Source organism: Streptomyces sp. NPDC002130 (genome assembly GCF_040296465.1).
Lineage (GTDB): Bacteria > Actinomycetota > Actinomycetes > Streptomycetales > Streptomycetaceae > Streptomyces.
Genome location: NZ_JBEOXI010000145.1, coordinates 1 through 21,210 on the forward strand (window position 1 = coordinate 1; position 21,210 = coordinate 21,210).

At 72.9% G+C, this 21,210-nt stretch carries 19 protein-coding genes; 11 read left to right on the forward strand and 8 right to left on the reverse strand.

Annotation, left to right across the window (positions count from 1 at the left end; genetic code table 11):
* Window positions 1-332 precede the first annotated feature (332 nt).
* The 3 genes from ABT116_RS25450 (at window position 333) to ABT116_RS25460 (ending at window position 4,308) form a co-directional block, all read left to right on the forward strand.
* A complete protein-coding gene (locus ABT116_RS25450; protein ID WP_351637958.1) occupies window positions 333-608 on the forward strand; it encodes a DUF2530 domain-containing protein in 276 nt (91 codons plus the stop codon).
* 327 nt (window positions 609-935) lie between these two features.
* Window positions 936-1,781, forward strand: coding sequence for a class I SAM-dependent methyltransferase (locus ABT116_RS25455; RefSeq protein ID WP_351637961.1), 846 nt, complete (start codon window positions 936-938; stop codon window positions 1,779-1,781).
* A gap of 133 nt (window positions 1,782-1,914) precedes the next feature.
* Complete coding sequence (locus ABT116_RS25460) at window positions 1,915-4,308, forward strand: HAD-IC family P-type ATPase (protein ID WP_351637964.1); 2,394 nt, start codon at window positions 1,915-1,917, stop codon at window positions 4,306-4,308.
* Between the two features lie 55 nt (window positions 4,309-4,363).
* Here ABT116_RS25460 and ABT116_RS25465 read toward each other — a convergent pair whose 3' ends face one another.
* The 4 genes from ABT116_RS25465 to ABT116_RS25480 form a co-directional block, all read right to left on the reverse strand.
* Entirely contained in the window at window positions 4,364-5,218 is an 855-nt protein-coding gene (locus ABT116_RS25465; RefSeq protein ID WP_351637965.1) for a hypothetical protein, read from the reverse strand.
* Window positions 5,219-5,425: 207 nt separating this feature from the next.
* The gene (locus ABT116_RS25470) at window positions 5,426-6,334 is read right to left on the reverse strand and encodes a hypothetical protein (RefSeq protein WP_351637969.1); all 909 of its coding nucleotides are present in this window, start codon (window positions 6,332-6,334) and stop codon (window positions 5,426-5,428) included.
* Window positions 6,335-6,521: 187 nt separating this feature from the next.
* Window positions 6,522-9,650, reverse strand: a complete 3,129-nt coding sequence (locus ABT116_RS25475; protein WP_351637972.1) for a sacsin N-terminal ATP-binding-like domain-containing protein — start codon at window positions 9,648-9,650, stop codon at window positions 6,522-6,524.
* 112 nt (window positions 9,651-9,762) lie between these two features.
* A complete protein-coding gene (locus ABT116_RS25480; RefSeq protein ID WP_351637975.1) occupies window positions 9,763-10,689 on the reverse strand; it encodes a DUF3027 domain-containing protein in 927 nt (308 codons plus the stop codon).
* Between the two features lie 272 nt (window positions 10,690-10,961).
* Between ABT116_RS25480 and ABT116_RS25485 the strand changes: the two genes are divergently transcribed.
* The 4 genes from ABT116_RS25485 (at window position 10,962) to ABT116_RS25500 (ending at window position 14,479) form a co-directional block, all read left to right on the forward strand.
* Window positions 10,962-12,392 (forward strand): MFS transporter, encoded by a 1,431-nt coding sequence (locus ABT116_RS25485; RefSeq protein ID WP_351637981.1) that lies wholly within the window; start codon window positions 10,962-10,964, stop codon window positions 12,390-12,392.
* Between the two features lie 95 nt (window positions 12,393-12,487).
* Window positions 12,488-12,961, forward strand: a complete 474-nt coding sequence (locus tag ABT116_RS25490; protein WP_351637987.1) for a DUF2771 domain-containing protein — start codon at window positions 12,488-12,490, stop codon at window positions 12,959-12,961.
* Between the two features lie 29 nt (window positions 12,962-12,990).
* The gene (locus tag ABT116_RS25495; protein ID WP_351637992.1) at window positions 12,991-13,641 is read left to right on the forward strand and encodes a futalosine hydrolase; all 651 of its coding nucleotides are present in this window, start codon (window positions 12,991-12,993) and stop codon (window positions 13,639-13,641) included.
* Window positions 13,631-14,479 (forward strand): 1,4-dihydroxy-6-naphtoate synthase, encoded by an 849-nt coding sequence (locus tag ABT116_RS25500; protein ID WP_351637995.1) that lies wholly within the window; start codon window positions 13,631-13,633, stop codon window positions 14,477-14,479. The genes ABT116_RS25495 and ABT116_RS25500 overlap by 11 nt, the downstream gene beginning before the upstream one ends.
* A 3-nt stretch (window positions 14,480-14,482) precedes the next feature.
* On the opposite strand, the gene ABT116_RS25505 is transcribed toward ABT116_RS25500, so the two are convergent.
* Window positions 14,483-14,866: a cold-shock protein gene (locus tag ABT116_RS25505; RefSeq protein ID WP_003991106.1), complete on the reverse strand. Its 384-nt coding sequence runs from the start codon at window positions 14,864-14,866 to the stop codon at window positions 14,483-14,485.
* 164 nt (window positions 14,867-15,030) lie between these two features.
* On the opposite strand from ABT116_RS25505, the gene ABT116_RS25510 reads away from it, so the two are divergent.
* Window positions 15,031-15,279: a hypothetical protein gene (locus ABT116_RS25510; RefSeq protein ID WP_053672617.1), complete on the forward strand. Its 249-nt coding sequence runs from the start codon at window positions 15,031-15,033 to the stop codon at window positions 15,277-15,279.
* Here the strand turns inward: ABT116_RS25510 and ABT116_RS25515 are convergent.
* Window positions 15,258-15,881, reverse strand: coding sequence for an HAD family hydrolase (locus ABT116_RS25515; RefSeq protein WP_351637998.1), 624 nt, complete (start codon window positions 15,879-15,881; stop codon window positions 15,258-15,260). The genes ABT116_RS25510 and ABT116_RS25515 overlap by 22 nt on opposite strands.
* Before the next feature lie 115 nt (window positions 15,882-15,996).
* Entirely contained in the window at window positions 15,997-16,995 is a 999-nt protein-coding gene (locus tag ABT116_RS25520; RefSeq protein ID WP_351638001.1) for a hypothetical protein, read from the reverse strand.
* 153 nt (window positions 16,996-17,148) lie between these two features.
* Here ABT116_RS25520 and ABT116_RS25525 point away from each other — a divergent pair, with 153 nt between their 5' ends.
* From ABT116_RS25525 to ABT116_RS25535, 3 genes are all read left to right on the forward strand, one after another.
* A complete protein-coding gene (locus ABT116_RS25525; RefSeq protein WP_351638004.1) occupies window positions 17,149-19,689 on the forward strand; it encodes a helicase-associated domain-containing protein in 2,541 nt (846 codons plus the stop codon).
* Between the two features lie 167 nt (window positions 19,690-19,856).
* Window positions 19,857-19,988: a hypothetical protein gene (locus ABT116_RS25530; protein WP_351638010.1), complete on the forward strand. Its 132-nt coding sequence runs from the start codon at window positions 19,857-19,859 to the stop codon at window positions 19,986-19,988.
* 104 nt (window positions 19,989-20,092) lie between these two features.
* The gene (locus ABT116_RS25535) at window positions 20,093-20,281 is read left to right on the forward strand and encodes a hypothetical protein (RefSeq protein ID WP_351638015.1); all 189 of its coding nucleotides are present in this window, start codon (window positions 20,093-20,095) and stop codon (window positions 20,279-20,281) included.
* Here the strand turns inward: ABT116_RS25535 and istB are convergent.
* Window positions 20,259-21,210 (reverse strand): IS21-like element helper ATPase IstB (istB, locus tag ABT116_RS25540; protein ID WP_351638021.1); only part of this gene is annotated, 952 nt, incomplete at its 5' end. The genes ABT116_RS25535 and istB overlap by 23 nt on opposite strands.

Sequence of the window (21,210 nt, forward strand, 5' to 3'; positions counted from 1 at the left end):
GGAACTGCGGCACCGCCGCGATCTGCGGCTGACCTGCGCCTTCGCCGTCGTGACCGTGTTCGCGCCGCTGTGGCTGGTGTTCGTCGGCCCCGGACCTCGCGGGGCAGGGTGCTGCCCCGCTCGGAGATCCGGAAGAAGCGGTCGAGTGCGCCGTACGTGCGCCCGGCTCCCGGTTGTTCAGGGGCGGGGACCTTGGCGGGAGCCGAGGAGGACATGTGTTTGGTGTTTCCTACGAAGAGAAGTGGTCAGACATAAACCGTTTCAGTATGAACATATAAAGTCCCCATCGGCCATCTCCGCGCGTAGACCAGTTCGCCTCGTAAGCTGTCCCCATGGCGAAGTGGACCCCCAGACACGAGGCGCCGGAGCCCCTGGAGGGCCCCGTGGTCGCCACCATCACCGGCGGCACCATCCTGTGGTTCGTCCTCTTCCTGGTCCAGCTCCCCTTCTACGGCTGGTTCGACGATCACGGTCACACCTGGTGGGTGTGGACCTGCCTGGCCGGCGGCGGGCTGGGCCTGATCGGCATCTGGTACGTCCGCAAGCGCGACGCCGCGATCAAGCGGGCGGCGGCCCACGACACGACGGCCTCTCCCACGCCGCAGTAGCCCGAGCCTCTACGCACCCGCACCCGCGAACGGCGAGAAGGGGCCGTGTCGGGGGGTGTCCGCCCGCAGCGGTTGTCGCGTCAACGAACAGTCAGCCGGCACGCAACCCCATCGCGACGTTCCGAGGACGGACACCCCCCGGCGCGGCCCCGACCCCTACCCGGCGCCGGGCGAAGACGCGCACCCCCACCCGGCGTCATGCGAAGACACCGACCCGCACTCTCCGACGAGACACCCGCCCGCCCCCTCCCTACGCTCAGGAGATGGCGGCGAACGCTCGAAAACCGTCGGCGCGCAACCGCCGCCCGACCGGTGAGGAGCGCAGCGATGACGACGCAGAACAGCGCGGTCGAGGCCGACCGTGCCCTGAAGTCCAAGCACCGGGCGATGTGGGCCCAGGGCGACTACCCGTCCCTGGCCGCCGAGGTCATCCCCGAGCTGGGAGCGATCCTGGTCGAGGCGTGCGGAGTGCGCCCCGGCCTTCGGGTGCTGGACGTGGGAGCCGGCTCCGGCAACGCCGCGATCCCGGCGGCCCTGGCCGGTGCGGACGTGGTGGCCTCCGACCTGACGCCGGAGCTGTTCGACGCCGGCCGGCGGGCGGCCGAAAAGCAGGGGGCGCACCTCACCTGGCAGGAGGCCGACGCCGAGGCGCTGCCGTTCGGCGACGCGGAGTTCGACACCGTGCTGTCCTGCGTCGGCGTCATGTTCGCCCCGCACCACCAGCAGGCCGCCGACGAACTCGTCCGGGTCTGCCGTCCGGGCGGCACCATCGGACTGCTGAGCTGGACGCCCCAGGGCTTCATCGGCCGGATGTTCGCCGTGATGAAGCCGTACGCACCCCCGCCCCCGCCCGGAGCCCAGCCGCCACCGCTGTGGGGGGACGAGGACCACGTCCGCGCCCTCCTCGGCGACCGGGCCACGGACGTCCGTGCCGAGCGCCGCACGGTCCGCGTCGACCGCTTCGGGACGCCCGAGGCGTTCCGCGACTACTTCAAGGAGCGCTACGGCCCCACGATCAGCGTCTACAAGAACCTCGCCGGTGAACCCGGACGCGCCGCCGCCCTCGACAGCGCCCTGGTGGACCTCGCCCGCGACGGGGACCTGGGAACGGGCACGGGCGCGACCGCCCTGGAGTGGGAGTACCTGCTCCTCACGGCCCACCGGGCGGGCTGACACCGGGACGTGGCACCGTGGTCCGACGGTGTACAACTGCCGTACGACCACGGCCCGAAGTCCGTCCTTCCCAGGTCGGATCTTCACCACATTCAGCGGGTGAAGCGGCAAATCCGCACGTACCGTCGAATGCATGACGCATCTCGACGCGGGTGCCCGGCCCGACTCCGCGCGGCCGGCGACGGTCACCTCCCGCGAGACCGGCCTGACCGGTGCTCAGGTCGCCGAACGGGTGGAGCGCGGGCAGGTCAACGACGTGCCGGTGCGCAGCAGCCGCTCCACCGTCGACATCGTCCGGGCGAACGTCTTCACCCGCTTCAACGCGATCATCGGCGTGCTGTGGCTGATCATGCTGGTGGTCGCGCCGATCCAGGACAGCCTCTTCGGCTTCGTGATCCTCGCGAACACCGGCATCGGGATCGTCCAGGAGTGGCGGGCGAAGAAGACGCTGGACTCCCTCGCGCTGATCGGCGAGGTCAGGCCCACCGTGCGCCGCGACGGGACCGCCGCGCAGGTCAGCACGTCCGAGATCGTGCTGGACGACCTGATCGAGATCGGTCCCGGGGACAAGGTCGTCGTCGACGGGGTCTGTGTCGAGGCGGACGGTCTTGAGATCGACGAGTCGCTGCTCACGGGCGAGGCCGACCCGGTCGTGAAACAGCCCGGCGACCAGGTCATGTCGGGCAGCTTCGTGGTGGCGGGCGGCGGGGCCTTCCAGGCGACGAAGGTCGGCCGTGAGGCCTACGCCGCCCAGCTCGCCGAGGAGGCCTCGCGCTTCACCCTCGTCCAGTCCGAGCTGCGGTCGGGCATCTCCACGATCCTCAAGTACGTCACGTGGATGATGGTCCCGACCGCGATCGGCCTGGTTGTCAGCCAGCTGTTCGTGAAGGAGAACGCCTTCGACGACTCGGTCGCCCGCACGGTCGGCGGCATCGTCCCGATGGTCCCCGAGGGGCTCGTCCTGCTCACCTCGGTCGCCTTCGCCATCGGCGTGATCCGGCTCGGCCGCAAGCAGTGTCTGGTGCAGGAGCTGCCCGCGATCGAGGGGCTGGCCCGCGTCGACACCGTCTGCCTGGACAAGACCGGCACCCTCACCGAGGGCGGCATGGACGTCACCGAGCTGCGGCCCCTCCAGGGCGCCGACGAGACGTACGTACGCAAGGTGCTCGGCGCGCTCGGCGAGTCGGACCCGCGGCCGAACGCCTCCCTGAAGGCGATCATCGACACCTACCCGGCCGTCGAGGACTGGCGCTGCACCGAGGCCCTGGCGTTCTCCTCGGCCCGCAAGTACAGCGGCGCCGGGTTCGACGAGGGCGACGGACAGTCCGGCCGGTGGCTGCTCGGCGCGCCCGACGTGCTGCTGGCGGAGGACGATCCGGCCCTGGCCGAGACCGGACGGCTGAACGAGCAGGGCCTGAGGGTGCTGCTGCTCGCCCGGGTCACGCGCGCCCTGGACGATCCCGAGGTGGCGCAGGGGGCGCAGCCCACCGCCCTGGTCGTGCTGGAGCAGCGGCTGCGGCCGGACGCCGCCGACACCCTGCGTTACTTCGCCGACCAGAACGTCCGGGCCAAGGTCATCTCCGGCGACAACGCGGTGTCGGTCGGCGCGGTCGCCGCCAAGCTCGGGCTGTCGGGCAGCACCGTGGACGCGCGGCGGCTGCCCGCGGAGCAGAACGGGATGGCCGACGCCCTGGACGACGGCACGGTGTTCGGACGGGTCACCCCGCAGCAGAAGCGGACCATGGTGGGAGCGCTGCAGTCGCGCGGGCACACGGTCGCGATGACCGGTGACGGGGTGAACGACGTGCTCGCCCTGAAGGACGCCGACATCGGTGTGGCGATGGGCTCCGGGTCGGAGGCGACCCGGGCGGTGGCGCAGATCGTGCTGCTGAACAACAGCTTCGCGACGCTGCCGTCGGTGGTCGCCGAGGGGCGCCGGGTCATCGGCAACATCACGCGGGTGGCGACGCTGTTCCTCGTCAAGACGGTGTACTCGGTGCTGCTGGCCGTGCTGGTGGTGTGCTCGCAGGTGGAGTACCCGTTCCTGCCGCGCCATCTGACCCTGCTGTCGACGCTGACCATCGGCATCCCGGCGTTCTTCCTGGCGCTCGCGCCCAACAAGGAGCGTGCGAAGCCGAACTTCGTGCGGCGGGTCATGCGGTACGCGATCCCGGGCGGGGTCGTGGCGGCGCTGGCGACGTTCGCGACGTACCTGATCGCCCGGGAGCACTACGCGGGGGCGGGGGCGCTGGACGCGGAGACCAGCGCGGCGACGCTCACGCTGTTCCTCATCTCGATGTGGGTACTGGCGATCATCGCCCGCCCGTACACCTGGTGGCGGGTCGCCCTGGTCGCGTCGATGGCCGGGGCGTTCCTGGTGGTGCTGGTCGTGCCGTGGCTGCAGCACTTCTTCGCGCTGAAGCTGGTGGGGATGACGATCCCGTGGATCGCGGTCGGCATCGCCGTGGTCGCGGCGGCCACCCTCGAAGTTCTGTGGAGGTGGGTGGACCGCCGCGTGCCTGCTTGAGCGCGGCCCCGTGGTGGCTGGTCGCGCAGTTCCCCGCGCCCCTTTCGGGGCGGCTTTACTTCACGTCGACGTAGTCGCCCGTGGCGTTGACGGCCGGGGTGGTCGTCGTGCCGGCGAAGCTGAAGCGCCAGTAGCCGTCGTACTGGGCGGTGGCGGTGGCCTTCACGTTGCCGTACTGGTCGGAGGTCACCGTCTTGACGGTGCTGTACGTGCTGGTGCCCGCCTTGCGGAACTGGAGCTTGACCGGCTGGTTGGTGTAGCCGTGGTAGGCGTTGTCCTCCCAGTTGGCGCGGGAGAGCTTGCCCGTGGACGTGATGGTCTTGCCCTTGGTGACGGGCTCGGGGCCGGCGTTGACGGTCAGCTTGGAGTAGCGCTGGACCTTGGTGGTGCCGAGGCCGCCCTGCATCTTCTCCTCGTCGTTGCTGGTGACGGCGAGGGCACCGGCGCCCCAGGTGCCGGCGTCGGAGTTGAACAGGTCGCCGTCGGCCGGGCGGATGGTGATGACGCCCTTGCAGTTGAGGACCGTCGAGGAGGCGGCGGTGCAGGTGGCCGGGTCGTCGCTGATGAAGAGGTTGTCCGCGGTGTCGACCGAGGAGCCGTGGTAGATCAGCGGGCCGGTGGCGAAGTTGTCGGAGCTGGTGTCGAGGTCGGCGGCGTGGGTCACGGAGTAGGTGACCGGCACGCTCACCACGTTGGTGGTGCCGACGACTATGTTCTTGCCGCTGTTGACCTTCACGTCGGAGAAGGTGACGTCGAGGGTCGAGGCGGTGGCGCCCGTACCCGCGTCGGCCGACGCGGAGCTGAAGGCCTGCTTGCCGGACGGGGCGTCGGCGGCGTGCGCGGCCGGAACGACGAGGGCGGAGAGGGCCAGGGCGCCGGAGACGGCGGCCACGGTGGCTCGCATGTGCATGTGTTCCCCAGGAGGAGAAGTGAGCTAGGAGTCTGACTGACTCGGAAGATCAGATTCACGAACCCCGGACAGGGTTGTAGGGCCCGGCCGGGTTTTGCCGTCTCATCCGCAACGTTTGACGCGCTCGTGGCATATGCACGGCGTGGAGACGGCGCCGCCGGCCCCGGCATGGCTCCGGGACCGGCGGTGTCGTCGCTGGGCGGTGTCTTACTGCACGTCGACGAAGTCACCCGCGGCGTTGACCGCCGGGGTGGTCGTGGTGCCCGCGAAGGAGTAGCGGAAGTAGCCGTCCGTCGAGGCGGTGACGGTGGTCTTCAGCTCGCCCGTGCTGTTGGACTTGATGGTCTTGACGGTGGTGTAGGTGTCGCTGCCCTTCTTGCGGAACTGCAGCTTCACCGACTGGTTGGTGTAACCGTGGTACTTGTTGTCGTCCCAGTTGGCACGGGACAGCTTGCCGGTGACCGTGATGGTCTTGCCCTTCTTCACCGGCTCCGGCGAGGCGTTGACCGTCAGCTTGGAGTAGCGCTGGAGCTTGAAGGAGTTCGTCGGGTCCTTCACCGCGACACCGACGTTGTCCAGGTTCGGGTTCTCCGGGTCCTCACCGTTGAACGCGACCGCGAACGCGGCCGCCTTCCACGAGCCGGCGTCCTCGTTCAGCAGCGCGAACGGGTCGATCTCGACGGTGGCCTTGCAGCTCGCGACGGTCGCGGAGGAGTCCGTGCAGGTCGCGTCGTTGCTGTCGAAGTAGAAGGCCGTCTCCTCGAACGAGGCACCGCGGTACAGCTCGACGCCCGCGAAGAAGTCCGCGGCGTGGATGTCCACTTCCTGGCCGTGGGTCAGGGTGAAGGAGACGGGGACCTTGACCAGGTTGGTGGTGCCGACGGCGATGTTCTTGCCGTTGTTGACCTTCACGTTGGAGAAGGTCGCGTTCAGGGCGATCGCCTCGCCGTCCACGGCGCCGGTGAAGGCCGACCGGCCGGAGTCGGCGTGGAGGACCTCGCTCGCGGCGGCGATGTCTGCGGGAACCCTCGGCTCGGCGGCCTGTGCGGCCGGCACGGCAAGGGCGGAAAGGGCCAGGGCGCCGGTGACGGCGGCCACGGTGGCTCGGATACGCATGCGTTCTCCAGGTGGAGAGGGGCCCCGGTGCTCGTCGTCGGCTCTCGGGGTCCAAGTGATCGTGGAGTCTGTTGACTCAAGTGATCAGATACTCCAGTGAGGCGCATGGTTGTACGACAGGTGAAAAAAATGTGCGGGAGTTTTCACCAACTGCCGTACGACCCCGAAGCCGTACCTCACCACCGGCTCAGTCGAACCACCGGTCCCGCGCCAGTTCGTCCGTGCGGGAGGGGTCCTCCAGCAGAGCTGCCACCTCGAACCGCCGCGGCCACTGCCCCGCCGCCCAGGCGAGCCCCGCTGCGACGCCCTCCAGGGTCGCGGCGTGCAGGACGCCGTCGTCGGTGAGCCGCCAGTCGATCTCCACACCGTCGACGACGAGTTCCTCGTGCTCGACGTAGGAGGACGGGGTCCGCCGGCCGAGCAGCACCCGCACCGGCTCCGGCACGTCGTGCTCGGTGCCCTCGGAGGTGACCTCCCCGGTGACCGACTCGCTCAGCCGCCGCACCTGGAACAGTTCGGCCAGCTCGGCGGCGCGTGACGGGCGCACGGGAAGCAGCGGCACGCCCTCGGTGAACGGCAGCAGGTCGGGCGAGTCGCACACCACCGCGTCGGCCGCGTCCACGACCTCCACCCGGCCGTCGACGACGGCCCGCACATCGTCCGGCAGGGTCACCTGCTCGGGGTCCAGATCGGCCAGCGACCCGTACAGGGCGTGCAGTTGGGCGCCCGTCACGTCCCGCTCGGGGTCGGCGAGCCGGTCGAGCAGCTCGGCGGCACCGCCGGGCTCGTCCAGCAGCGCGGCGACGGACGTCCGCACCCCCAGCGCCCGCAGCACCTGCTCGTCCTCGAACCCGGTCGCGTCGGCCTCGTCGTACAGCCCGCGCAGCAGCGGATCGCCCCCGGCGGCCCTGAGGCCGGCCGGGCGGCGGCCGTCGAGCACCGGGTTCCCGCGAAGCCACCACGCGGTGTACGGACGGACGACCTCGTGCGTCCCGTCCGGCAGCAGGATCCGCACGGGCTGCACGATCGCGTCCCTGAGCGGCGGCCGGGACAGCAGCGTCAGCGCCTGCGCCCACTTGTCCTCGTCCACGAGATCCAGGTCCCGCACGGCGATGATCTCGGTGGCGACCGGCGGCACCGGGCTGTCCGGGAAGCGGTCGAGGACGTCCTCGCACCACACGTCGACGGCATCCAGCAGGCCCGCGTCGTCCGGCTCGGCGAAGTCGCCCTCGCGGGGCTCCAGTTCGTCCGGGTCGAGGACGACGTCGGTGGCGCGGACGATCACGAAGTCCACCAGGACACCGCAGGCGGCGAGGGGCTGCTCGCCCCACTTGGCGGCCAGCTCCGCGTCCACCGAGGCGAGTTCGCCCTCGCGCATGACCTGGGCGAAGGGCCCGCCGGGGAAGACGAGTTCGCAGGCCGGGGCCGGTTCGCCGTCCTCGTCGGGCAGGGCGAGCGCACCGAGCCAGGGCTCGTCACCGGGCTCCAGGCCGGCGTCCCGCACCAGGGCGAGCACGGTGTCGGCCAGTTCCTCGGCGTCGAGGGAGTCCTCCTCCCAGTTCACCCCGCCGTCGTCGTCCAGGGACGCGGCGACGGCGACCCGCACCTGCGGGGTGGTGAGGACCGCCCGGGGTGTCGCGGGCAGGGCGCCGAGCTTCTCCAGGATCGGGTGGGCGGCGTCCGGGTGGGCGACCTTGAGGCCGAGCCGGGCGAGCACCTCGGGGTCGATGCGCGCGGTCTCCGCGCCGGGCAGCAGCACCTGCCGGGGCCCGATGGTCGTACGGCCGTCCGCCAGGGGCACCGGGAGCCCCGACAGGCGGTCCGGGTCGATCCCGGCCAGGCTGTCGTAGAGCCGCCGCCACCAACCGGGTTCCTTCTCCAGACCGGCCAGCCTGTCGATCGCGTCGGTCAGCGGGACGCGGGCGACGCCGAGGGTCCGCAGCTCGGCACGGCGCTCAAGACCGGCGGGCAGCAGGGTGGGGAGCACCTCGGCGAGCACCCGCACGGTGTCCGCACCCGCGCTCTCGACGACCTCGGCGTCACGGGGCCGCAGGGATTCCGGCAGCTCGTCGTCCTCGCGCGGTGGGAGCGCGGGCGGCAGGAAAGAGGTCCGCGGCAGCCGCTCAAGGATCGCCTGGCGCAGGGCGCCGTCCAGTTCGCCCTTGCCGAGCGGGCCCGGCACGAGGTCGATGATCCCGGACGTCACCGGCCGCCAGTCGCCGAGGAGTTCGGCGTAGGCGTCGGCCGCGCGCTCGACGAGGAAGTCGGTGAGCGGGCCGGGGGCGGCGTGCCGGCGGGTGGAGTCCAGTGGGAACGAGGCGATGAGCAGGGCCGGGACGCCGAGCGGCTCGTCGCTGGGGGTGGGCGCGTGCACGACCGCGTTGGTGCCGGGCCGGGCCGGGCTGCCGTCGCTGGCCACGGGCACGGCCCAGGTGACGGACCAGTGGGGCCGCAGCCGCTCCTCGACGGGCCGGTCGGCGAGGAGGTCGGGGGTGAGGGGGCCGTGGGCGGCGGCGGTGCGCCAGTGGGTGACGCCGTGGGCGGAGTCGTCGACGACGGTGAAGGGACCGTCGGTGCGGCGGGTGAGGGTGCGCGGGCTCTCCCCGTTGATCTCGACGACCAGCTCTTCGAGTCCTGGGAGGGTGAGCAGCAGGGCGTCGTCGACGGCGCGCAGCAGACGCTCGGCGAGATCGGCGGCCGGGGTGTCCCGCAGCGGCAGGATCACGGCGGTGTCGTAGGGGGCGGGGGCGGTGCCCTCGGCGGCGTACGGCAGCCGCAGCAGGGGTACGTGCCCGTCCCGCCGCCGGACCTCGTCCCCGAGGCCGGGGCTGTGCCGGGCGGTCTCGGCGGCCAGTGCCCTGGCCTCGGCCAGCGACCACCGCACACCGCCGTGCCGGCCGACGACGGCGGGCTCGTCGGTGACGGACAGCACGGCGGCGAACCCGACTCCGAAACGCCCCACGGAAGACGTGTCCCCGGTGTCCCGCTTGGCCGACGCCCGCAGTGTGGACAGCGACTCGACCCCGGCGGCGTCCAGCGGGGCGCCGGTGTTGGCGGCGACGAGCACGTCGTCGCGCAGGGTGAGCCGCAGCCGCCCCGGTACTCCGGCCCGGGCGGCGGCGTCGGCCGCGTTCTGGGCGAGTTCCACGACGAGCCGGTCCCGGTAGCCGCCGAGGACCAGGTCCTCCTCGGCGTTGGCGTCCTCACGGAACCGGGCGGGGCTGGTGGCCCAGGCGTCGAGGACACCGCGCCGCAGACGGGCGGTACCGAACGGATCGGCCCCCTCGGCGGCGGGCCGCACGAACTTGCTGCTCACGTTCCGTTCCTTCTCCTCGTGGACGTGAGGAGAAGGTACCGCCTGAGGAGCGGACGGCGTGCGCCCGCCCGGCCCGGGCGGCCGGGCGGGCGGTGCCCTGAGGACGTGGGGGCTAGGAGTGCCCCAGTTCCTCCGTGTCCGCGTCCGCCGTCGGCGTCACCGAGCCGGAGTCCGGGGCCGGGCGCAGCGGGAACGGGTCGACCCGGGTCTCGTCGATGACCGGGGCGGGCGGCTGGGGCGGGCGGGGCATGACCGCGGCCTCGGAGTGGCCGCCGCAGCCGTAGGAGAGGGAGACCAGACGGCCGTCGGCCGGGGAGAACTCGTTGGCGCAGGCGCCGAAGGCCTGGCCGAGGGAGCCGCCGATGGGGACGAGGAAGCCGCAGCTGACGCAGGCCGCGGGGGCCGACTGGGCCATGGGGGTCTTGGGGCCGAAGGCCTCCTCCCAGCGGTCGGCCGCGCTGTGCAGGCCGTAGCGGGACAGGACGCGGGCCCGGCGCATGCCCAGTTCCTCGGCGACCGCGGGGATCGAACCGCGGGAGGGGGCCACCGTGAAGCCGGACGCGGAGCCCGGAGTGAGGTCGGCGTCCTCCGCCTCGACCAGGTCGGCCAACTCGTGCGACACCGGGACGTTCGGCGCCGGCTCGTCCTCGCCCGAGTAGCCCGGCTCCAGCCGCAGGTCCTCGGCGTCGGTGGGCAGCAGATCGCCGGGCCCCATGTCGCCGGGCCGCAGCCGCTCGCTCCACGGCACCCACTCGGGGGCCAGCACCGCGTCCGGTCCGGGCAGCAGGGCCGCCTCGTCCACCGTGACGATCTTCGCCCGGGAGGCCCGGGCCACCGTCACGGCCCAGCGCCAGCCCCGGTACCCGAGCTCCCGGCACTCGAAGAAGTGCGTGACAACGCGGTCCCCCTCGGAGACCAGCCCCACGTGCTCGCCGACGATTCCTGGCGCGGCGGCCTCCTCGGCTGCGGCGCGTGCGAGGTCGACGGCCTCGGCGCACAGACGGTCAGGGGTGCGGCTTCGCGTTGTCGCTGCGCTCACAGGTATCGCTTCTCTCCATACGCCGTCTCACGAGTGCGCCACTCCCGGCGCGGGGGCGGACGGAGCGGACCGGGGGACCGCGTCGACGTCCTTCATCCATTTTGCGGGATGGCTGAGATACGCACGCTACCCTTCCGCCCCACGTCGCGTACACCGACGGTCCTATTGCGCCGCCCACCGGACCCCGAGCCGCCGCCCCCGACAGTCACCCCACAGGCCCTATACAAGCGGTAATGGCACTACCCACGGCCTTATCGGGGCACTATGACGTCGTGGCAGCCGCGAAGACACCCCCGGGCGCCACCGGGACCGGTGGGTCGAAAGGGGTCAAGGGAAAAATCCGACCGGGCGGACCGGGCCGTGTGGGCTTCTTCCGCACGGTCGGCCGTGCCCTGCACTTCCCGGTGACCGGCACGGCCCGCGGCATCCGCAAGGCCACCCACGCGCACGGCGCCGGCGAGTCCGGCCTCGGTAAGCTGATCGAACTGCACGGGGTGAACGGCGCCGGCGACGTCATGATCACGGTCGCCCTCGCCTCCACCGTCTTCTTCTCCGTGCCCACCGACGAGGCGCGCGGGCGCGTCGCGCTCTACCTCGCCATCACCATGGCGCCCTTCACCCTCCTCGCCCCCGTCATCGGCCCCCTCCTCGACCGTCTCCCGCACGGCCGCCGCGCCGCCATGGCCGGCGCGATGCTGGCCCGGGCGCTGCTCGCGATCGTGCTGTCCGGCGCGGTCGTCAGCGGCGGCCTGGAGCTGTACCCGGCCGCGCTCGGCGTCCTCGTCTCGTCGAAGGCGTACGGCGTGGTCAGAAGTGCCGTCGTACCCCGGCTGCTGCCGCCGCGGTTCTCCCTCGTGAAGGCCAACTCGCGGGTCACCCTCGGCGGCCTCCTCGCCACCGGCATCGCCGCGCCCGTCGGTGCCGGACTCCAGCAGATCGGGCCGCGCTGGCCGCTCTTCGGCGCCTTCGTGCTCTTCGTGGCGGGGACGGTCCTGTCGTTCACACTGCCTCCGAAGGTCGACTCCGCCAAGGGCGAGGACCGCGCGCTGCTGGCGGCGGACGAGCAGCACCTGCACGGGCCGCACCGGCAGCCGGTCAAGCGGCCCGGGCTGCGCACGGTCGGCCCGGCCGTCACCCACGCGCTGGCCGCCAACGCCGCCATCCGCTGCCTGACCGGATTCCTGATCTTCTTCCTGGCGTTCCTGCTGCGCGAGCACCCGGTCTCCGGCCAGAGCGCCGCGGTGTCGCTGGGGATAGTGGCCGTCTCGGCGGGTGTGGGCAACGCGCTCGGTACGGCCGTCGGGGCGTGGCTGCGCTCCCGGGCGCCGGAGATCATCATCGTGACGGTCGTGGCCTGCGTGGCGGGCGCGGCGATCACGGCCTCGGTGTTCTTCAGCGCGGTGCTGGTGGCAGCGCTGGCCGCCGTCGCCGGGTTCGCCCAGGCCCTGGCCAAGCTGTCCCTGGACGCGCTGATCCAGCGGGACGTGCCCGAACTCGTCCGTACGTCGGCCTTCGCCCGCTCCGAGACGCTGCTGCAGATGTCCTGGGTGCTGGGCGGCGCGATCGGCATCGTGATGCCGCTCAACGGCACGGCCGGGCTGGCGGTGGGTGCCGCGATCGTCGGCATCGGGTGGCTGACGACCGTGCGGGGGCTGATCGACTCGGCCCGGCGCGGGAGCCCGGGACGGGCGCGGGTGGCGTAGGGCCGCACGGGCCGCATAGGGCCCTTCTGATGGTTCTCCCAGGGAGCCGTACCCCGCGTGGGCGGTCCGCTGCGCGGGCCCGATAGCCTTCGCCCATGAACACGTTGCAATCCGTTGTGCGACGCCGCCGCGCCGTCGCCGTCGCCGGCGTCGTATCCGCCGGACTGCTCGTCCTGTCGGCCTGTGACAAGCCGACGCCGATGGCCACGGTCACCGTGGGCAGCGACTCGGTGAACTCCGAGGCCACCTGCGGTGGCCAGGGCGACGCCCTGAAGCAGTCCGATCTCGCGGGGTGCCTGAAGGACAAGGGCATCAAGACCATCTCCGTCGACCCCGACGAGACGGTGCGCTTCGGGGTCGACCCCGAGATCGCCGACGAGGGCTGGACGATCCTGATGAACGGTCAGCCGCTGACCGACTCCAGCACGAAGACCTACCGCACGATTCCGGGCAGCGTGTTCTTCAACGCCCAGTACGGCGCGCAGGGCAACTCGACGCTGGTGTCCATCAAGGAGGGCGACAAGGACGCGTCCGGGCTCTGGAACTTCAAGCTCAAGAAGGACGCCTGATCGCTGCCGCTGGGCTTGGCCGGGTGCTCGTGGCCACTGCTGTTCCCGTGGAGAGGGACGCGGTGGCCCAGGCCTGCCTGAGTGACAGCGGCATCGAGGTGATCGCCGGAGGTGTCGGGCCGGCACTCGCCGCCGCCTCCACCGCCTCCGCCCTCACGGCCGCCGCCCTGCGGGGCGAGCCCTACGACCTCGTCGTGTCCGCCGGGATCGGCGGCGGGTTCCAGCCCGAGGCGCCCCTGGGGTCGCTCGTCGTCGCCGACGGGATCGTCGCGGCCGATCTGGGGGCCGAGACCGAGGACGGGTTCGTGCCGGTCACCGAGCTCGGCTTCGGGACCGTCAGGCATGAGCCGCCCGCGGATCTCGTACGGCGGGTCGCCGATGCCACCGGGGCCCGGACCGGGGCCGTCCTCACCGTGTCGACCGTGACCGGGACGGCCGCCCGGGCCGCCGCGCTGCGCGAACGGCACCCCACCGCCCTCGCCGAGGCCATGGAGGGCTTCGGCGTCGCCGAGGCCGCCGCCGCGCACGGGGTGCCCGTGCTGGAGATCCGGGCGATCTCCAATCCCGTCGGGCCCCGTGACCGCGCCGCGTGGCGGATCGCCGACGCCCTGGCAGCCTTGACGCAAGGGTTCGGGAAGCTCGCGCCCGTACTGGAGGGTTGGAACCGGCATGACAGTTGAGCAGCTGCAGATCGCGTACTCGCCCTGCCCGAACGACACGTTCGTCTTCGACGCCCTGGCCCACGACCGGGTCCCGGGCGCCCCGGCCCTCGACGTGACCTTCGCCGACATCGACATCACCAACGGCATGGCCGAGCGCGGCGAGTTCGACGTGCTGAAGGTGTCGTACGCCGTGCTGCCCTACGTCCTCGACGACTACGCCCTGCTGCCCTGCGGGGGCGCGCTGGGGCGCGGGTGCGGGCCGCTGGTGCTGACGCGGGAGGCGGACACCGAGCTCACCGGCCGGACCGTCGCCGTGCCGAGCGAGAAGTCGACCGCCTATCTGCTGTTCCGGCTGTGGGCCGCGGACACCGTGGCCGACGGGGTCGGCGACATCGTCGTCATGCCGTTCCACGAGATCATGCCGGCCGTGCGGGACGGCAAGGTCGACGCGGGACTCGTGATCCACGAAGCGCGCTTCACCTACGGCCAGTACGGACTGCACAAGCTGGCCGACATGGGCGAGCACTGGGAGAACACCACCGGGCTGCCGATCCCGCTGGGCGCGATCATCGCCAAGCGGTCGCTGGGGGAGCAGAAGCTGCGGCTGCTCGCCGACTCCATCCGGACGTCCGTGCGCGCCGCCTGGGACGATCCCGAGGCGTCCCGGCCCTACGTCATGGAGCACGCCCAGGAGATGGACCCGGCCGTCGCCGACCAGCACATCGGGCTGTACGTCAACGAATTCACCGCGGGGCTCGGCGAGGACGGTTACGCGGCCGTACGCGGGCTGCTGACCCGCGCGGCGGCCGAGGGACTCGTACCGCCCCTCGGCCCGGACGCGCTGCGCTTTCCCTGAGGCTCAGACGTCCAGCTGGTCGGCGACCGCGCGCAGCAGGCCGGCGATCTTCTTGCCCGCGGTCTTCTCGGGGTAGCGGCCCCGCTCCAGCATGGGCGTGATGTTCTCCAGCAGCGTCGTCAGGTCCTGGACGATGGAGGCCAGCTCGTCCGGCTTCTTGCGGGTCGCGGCGGCGACGGACGGAGTCGGGTCCAGGATCGCCAGGGACAGCGCCTGGTCGCCGCGCTGTCCGGCGACGACGCCGAACTCCACTCGCTGGCCCGGCTTGAGCGTCTCGACTCCGGCGGGGAGGACCGAGGAATGGACGAAGACGTCGCCGCCGTCGTCACGGGAGAGAAAGCCGAAGCCCTTCTCGCTGTTGAACCACTTGACCTTGCCGGTAGGCACGTCTGTCCTCGTCCTCGTACTCGTCGGAAAACTGCTTCTGGAAACGGCTCTTGATAGCACTCGGGCGGGTCGTACGGACCCGCCGGTACCCAGGCTAATGCTCTTGGAGCCGGTGACAAGACGTCACCCGGTTGTTCCTTCGCGCTGGGAACTACCCTGGTCGGGTGCGTGACAAAACCCAAACGAATTCCGCCGCTCCCGGTGACCGCCTGGTCCGGGCCGGAGCCGTCGTGTTCTTCATCGGCGCCCTGGCCACACTGGTCACGGTCGCCCCGCTGTTGCTCGGGACGACTCCCTTTCCGACGTACATGTTCGGATTGAGCATGCTCATGGCCGTCGGATTCCTGATGGCCGGTGCGGGAGTGCTGCGTTCCGTGGCAGCGGGCCGGCGTCAGGCGCGCGCGGGACGGTAGTCCGAAAGCCACCGCGGGAATTCGGTCAGATCGTCGAGGACGACGTCCGCGCCCGCCGCGCGCAGTTCCTCCGGCGGGCAGGGGCCGGTGGCCACCGCGACCGAGAGGGCCCCGGCGGCCCGTGCGCCGCGGACGTCCCCGACGTGGTCGCCGACGTAGACGCCCGCGTCGTGCTCGCGCAGCGCCTCCGCCTTCTGCTCGGCCCACAGGTCGCCGATGACGGCGTCGGGCTCGATGCCGAGGTGGGCGAGGTGCAGTTTGGCGTTGGGCTCGTACTTGGCGGTGACGACTATCGCGCGTCCGCCGGCCTCCCGTACGGCGGCGATGGCCTCCCGGGCGCCGGTCAGGGCCGGGGTCGCGGCGATGGCGATCGTCGGGTACATCTCCCGGTACAGGTCCGCCATGGCCGCGATCTCCTCGGCCGGGAACCAGTTGATCAGCTCCTCGGCCAGCGGCGGCCCGAGCCGCGTGACCGCCAGGTCGGCGTCGATGTACGTGCCCGTGCGCTCGGACAGCGCCTGGTAGCAGGCACGGATGCCGGGCCGGGAGTCGATGAGGGTCATGTCGAGGTCGAAGCCGACGGTGAGTGCCATATGGGCCATTGTGCCCAGGCGGTGTGAACGGCAGACGTCCGGCTGTGATCGGCGGACGCCCGGGGGGTGCCCACCGGCGCGAGCGCTGTGAGGGCCACGCGCCGACGCGCCCCATGGGTGCCCGCTAGCGCGAGCGCTGTGAGCGCCACACCAGGAACAGCGCCGATGCCACCGCCGCGCCCCTGACCACCCACGGCCAGGTCTCCGACACCGCCGCGTTCATGTGGCCCTCGGCGATCGGGGTGCCCCAGCGGCCGTTCATCCGGCCCCAGAGCCAGACCAGGCCCCCCGCCAGGGAGAGGCCGGGCAAGATCACCACCGCCCACTTGGTCTCGGCCTGGGTGAGGCGGCGGGAGGCGTAGGCGATCAGCCAGCCGAGCAGCAGGACGAACCAGTTGCCGAGCACGGCACCGGCGACGAGGAGACCCGCGGCGATCAGGAGGAGCGGGTTGCTCCAGTTCCCGGCGGAGAGGCGTGCGAGACGGCGGCGGCTCCCCTTCCCGGTCTCCACCGCCGCCTCGACGGCCGGGGCCGTCTCCTCGGCGTCGGGCTTCTCCTGCTGCGCCTTCCGAGGTGCCGGCGGTTTCAGCAGGTCGGGCAGCTCCACCCCGCCCACGAAGCCCGGCACCTCGTCGCCCACGCCGAAGGGTCCGCTCTCCACCCGCCACCAGTCCGGCTGGAGCGCGCTGTCCCCGAGTTCGTGCCCGGCGGCCAGATGCGGCGGGGCCGCACCGTCCGAGGGCGCGGGGTGCGGGTCCTCGGCGGGCCGCGCCGGGCGGGGGCGCGGTACGACGCGCCGCATGACGCCCTTCGCCCGCTCGCCCCGTTCCTCCGGCTCGGTTTCGCGCTGCACCGGGACGGAGGCGGGGGCGGCGCCGTGCGGCCCTCCGGTCGTGCCGCCCGCCGCCGCGGTCACGATGTCGTCGGGGCTGCCCAGGCGGGACAGGATGCGGCGGACGGCGGCGGGCGAGTCGACGGTGGCCTTCGAGCGGCGCTTGTCGATCTCGTTGCGCAGGTCCGCGACCAGACGCATGCGGGTGGCCGACGACAACTGCCGCTGCTGGGCCACGTCGCCGACGCGGCTCAGATACTCGTAAACGACCTGGTCGCTCTCAATCCCCACGAAGTCCCCTCCGGGGCGGGTGCGTTGCGTGACGCCGTCGCACGACGGTACCGCGAGTGCCCTCAGGGCGGCCAAAAACCCGTCCCGCGTATGGGGGGCGAGGCCGCGCACAGTCGGCCCGGCCGCCGCGGGCGACCCGCTACCGTTGACCGGATGAGCACCGAGGACAGGCCCCCGGCCCCCCGCTCCCTCGCGGAAGCGCTCCGCGCGCGGGGCGATGCTTCGCTGGGCGCGCTCCTGCGCAGCCGCCCGGATCTCATCACGCCGGTCCCCACCGACCTCACCCAGCTCGCGACCCGCGCCGGCACCCGTGCCTCGGTGGTGCGGGCCCTGGAGCGGCTGGACCGGTTCGCGCTGCAGACGGCGGAGGCGCTGGCCGTGGCCGCCGACCCGGCGACGTACGGCGAACTGCTGGGGCTCATGGCCGGGGACGACGCGGACCCGGCCGTGGTCGCGGCCCTGCCGCACGCCGTCGGGCTGCTGCGCGAGCAGGCCCTGGTGTGGGGCGACGACGACCGGCTGCGGCTGGTCCGCACGGCGCGTGAGCTGCTGGCCCCCTCGCCGCAGCACCCCTCGCCGACGGGGCTCGGCCCGACGGTCCAGGAGGCCACCGCCGGGATGTCCCCGGGCCGGATCCAGGAGATCGTCGTGGCCGCCGGGCTGGCCTCGACGCACGACTCGGTCTCCGCGGTGACCGCCCTGGCCGGGCTGTTCACGGACCGGGCCCGGATGTCCGCGCTGCTCGCGGACGCCCCGGCCGACTCCCTCGACGTGCTGGACCGTCTGGTGTGGGGGCCGCCGTACGGGCAGGTCACGCACGATCCGGCGCCCCGGCTGCGCTGGCTGCTGGACCGCGGACTGCTGCTTCCGACGGCGCCCGGGACGGTCGTCCTGCCGCGCGAGGTCGCCCTGCATCTGCGGCGGGGTCTGGCGCACCGGGCGGCCGAGCCGGTGCCACCGGTGGTGGAGGCGGCGGCCGCGCACCGTCCACAGGTTGTGGACAGCACCGCGGCCGGTCAGGCGTACACCGCGCTCGCGACCGTCGAGGAGCTGCTGAAGGACTGGGACGAGGGCGGGCCGGCGGTGCTGCGGGCCGGCGGGCTGAGCGTGCGGGACCTGAAGCGGACCGCCGTCGCCCTCGACGTGCCCGAGCCGACGGCCGCGTTCTGGGTGGAACTGGCGTACGCGGCCGGTCTGATCGCCTCGGACGGCGAGGCCGACGAGCGGTACGCGGCGACCCCCGCCTATGACGAGTGGCTGGAGCAGCCGCCCGCCGAACGCTGGTCGCGGCTGGTCACGGCGTGGCTCGCGGCGACCCGGACGGCCGGTCTGGTGGGCGGGCGGGACGCCAAGGACCGGACGTTGTCGGCGCTCGGGCCCGGCCTGGACCGCTCGGCGGCGCCCGAGGTACGGCACCGGGTGCTGGCGCTGCTCGCCGGGCTGCCGGAGGGTGCCGCGCCCGCCGCCGGGTCGGTGCTGGCCCGGCTGCGCTGGGAGCGGCCCCTGCGCGGCGAACGGCGCGAGGACGACCTGCGCGGCCGGCTCGCCGAGTGGGCGCTGTCCGAGGCGGAGCTGCTGGGTGTCACCGGCCGGGGCGCGCTGTCGGCCCAGGGCCGGGCACTGCTGGGCGCGCCCGCGGCTCCCGCGCCGGGCCCGGAAGCGGAGCCGTCCGGTCCCGGGGACAAGCTGCCCGTCCACCACCATCACCGCCCCGCCCCGCTCGCCGCCCTCTCCCCCGCCGAGCAGGCCGTCGCCTCCGCCGCCGCGGCCCGGCTGCTCGCGCCGCTGCTGCCGGAACCACTGGACCACGTGCTGCTCCAGGCCGACCTGACGGCGGTGGCGCCCGGGCCTCTGCGGCGGCCGCTCGCGGACATGCTGGGTGTGCTGGCGGACGTCGAGTCCAAGGGCGGGGCGACCGTCTACCGGTTCACGCCCGGCTCGGTGCGGCGGGCGCTGGACGCCGGTCAGGCCGCCTCCGACCTGCACGCCTTCCTCGCGGCGCACTCCCGCACGCCGGTGCCGCAGCCGCTGGCGTACCTGATCGACGACGTGGCCCGCCGGCACGGCCATCTGCGGGTCGGAGCGGCCTCGGCGTACGTGCGCTGCGACGACGACGCGGTGCTCAGCGAGATCCTCGCCGACAAGCGGGCCGCCGGGCTCGGGCTGCGCCGGCTCGCCCCGACCGTGCTGGCCGCCCAGGCCGACCCGGCGGGGCTGCTGGAAGGCCTGCGGGCGATGGGGTTCGCGCCGGCCGCCGAGTCCGCCGAGGGCGATGTGCTGATCACCCGCGCCCTGGCCCACCGCACCCCGCCCCGTACCCCGCCCGAGCCGGTCCCGGACGGCCCGCCCGTCCCGGACGACACCCTCCTGTCGGCCGCGCTGCGCGCCATCCGGGCCGGCGACCTGGCCTCCACCGCCCCGCGCAAGCCGGGCGCGGCTCCGGCGGCCAAAGGCGAGCTGCCCCGCACCGGTGCCGCCGAGACCCTCGCCACGATGCAGGCCGCCGTCCTGACCGGCGAGGCCCTGTGGATCGGCTATGTCAACGCCGAGGGCGCCGCCAGCCAGCGGGTCATCGCCCCGGTCCGCGTCGAGGGCGGCTTCGTCACGGCGTACGACCACACCGCGGACGAGGTCCGTACGTATCCGCTGCACCGGATCACCGGGGTCGCCGAGCTCGCCGACGACGCGGGCTGACGGCACGGGGCGGGCCGCGTCACCCGTTCGGGTGCGGGCGGGCGTTCATGCACGCCACGCCGGGGATTTCCCACGCTCGGGCGACCTTCCCTGGCGTGCCGCATCACGCCGTGCGCGCGGGGGCAGCCACCGGGTGTCCGTGAGTCTCGCCGAAAGGAAATCCGCCCATGCGCGCTGTCCGCCGAGTCGCCGCCGTCCTCGCCACCGCCGCCCTGATGACGTTCGGGGGGCTCGCCACTCCGGCCTCCGCGGTGAGCATCGACGTCGCCGGCCTCGTCCTGGAGACACCGCAGGTCTGATCCGCTCCCGCGCACGCCACGGGCCGGTCCAGGCGTCCCCGGGCCGGCTCGCGGTGCGGTGCCGCCGTCCCCGATGTCATCCTCCGAAAGGCCGTGCCGTCCCCATGCGTGAGAACCTGCCCGCCGTCGCTCTGTGTGCCGTCGCGCTCGTGGGGGTGCTCGTGCCCTCCGCCGCGGCGGCCCCCGCGCCGCCGCTGCCCCTGCCGGTCGCCGCCGTGGAGCCGCTGGTCACCGAGGGGGTCTCCATCGAAGGCCCGCTGGTCCAGAACGTCAGTCTGCCCACGCTGACGTAGCGCGGCGCGTGCGGTAGCTGTCCCCGTCGAGCCGCACGAGGTCGGCGTGGTGGGCCAGGCGGTCCGTCATCGCCGGGGCGGACGGGCCGAAGACCTCGTCCCAGCGGCCGAGCGGGCGGTCGCTGGTCACGATCAGCGAGGCCCGCTCGTAGCGGTGGGCGACGAGCCGGAAGAACAGGCTCGCGGTCGCCGCGTCGAAGGGCGTGTAGCCGATCTCGTCGACGATCAGGAGGGGGTGATCGTCGAGGGCGGTCAGCTCCGCGTCCAGCCGGCCGGCGGCCCGGGCTTCCGTGAGGCGGGCGGCCCACTCGGCGGCGGTCGCGAACAGCACCCGGTGCCCGGCCTGGCAGGCACGGACGCCCAAGGCGACGGCGAGATGGGTCTTGCCGGTGCCGGGCGGCCCGACGAGAACCACGTTGCGCCGGGCGGCGACGAACTCCGCCTTGCCGAGCCGGGCCACGGCCTCCCGGTCGAGGTTCCGGGGGTGCTGCTGGTCGAAGTCCTCCAGCAGCTTGCGGGCGGGGAAGCCGGCGGCACGGATCCGGGCCTCGGCGTCGGCATCGGGGTCGGGCTGTCGAGGGACGGCCGGTGTGGCCACCGGGGCCTCGGGTTCCGGCTGGGTCCGGTGCCGGTCTCCGTGTTCGCTCTCCTCCCGGCCCACGGCCCGCGCGTGCTCTGCCTGCGCGTGCCCGGGCTGTGAGCGGTCGGCGTGGCCGCGGTCCGCCTGCGCGACCATCGGCCCCGACATGTAGGCGAGGATCGCCGCCGAGGCGATGAAGGCCATGTGGATCACCGTCCCCCACAGCAGGGCGTGCCGGGAGGTGTGGTGGACGTCCACGAACATCTGGAGCAGGTGTACGGAGGAGATGCCCACGATCGCCGTGGCGAGCTTGACCTTCAGCACGTTGGAGTTGACGTGCGAGAGCCAT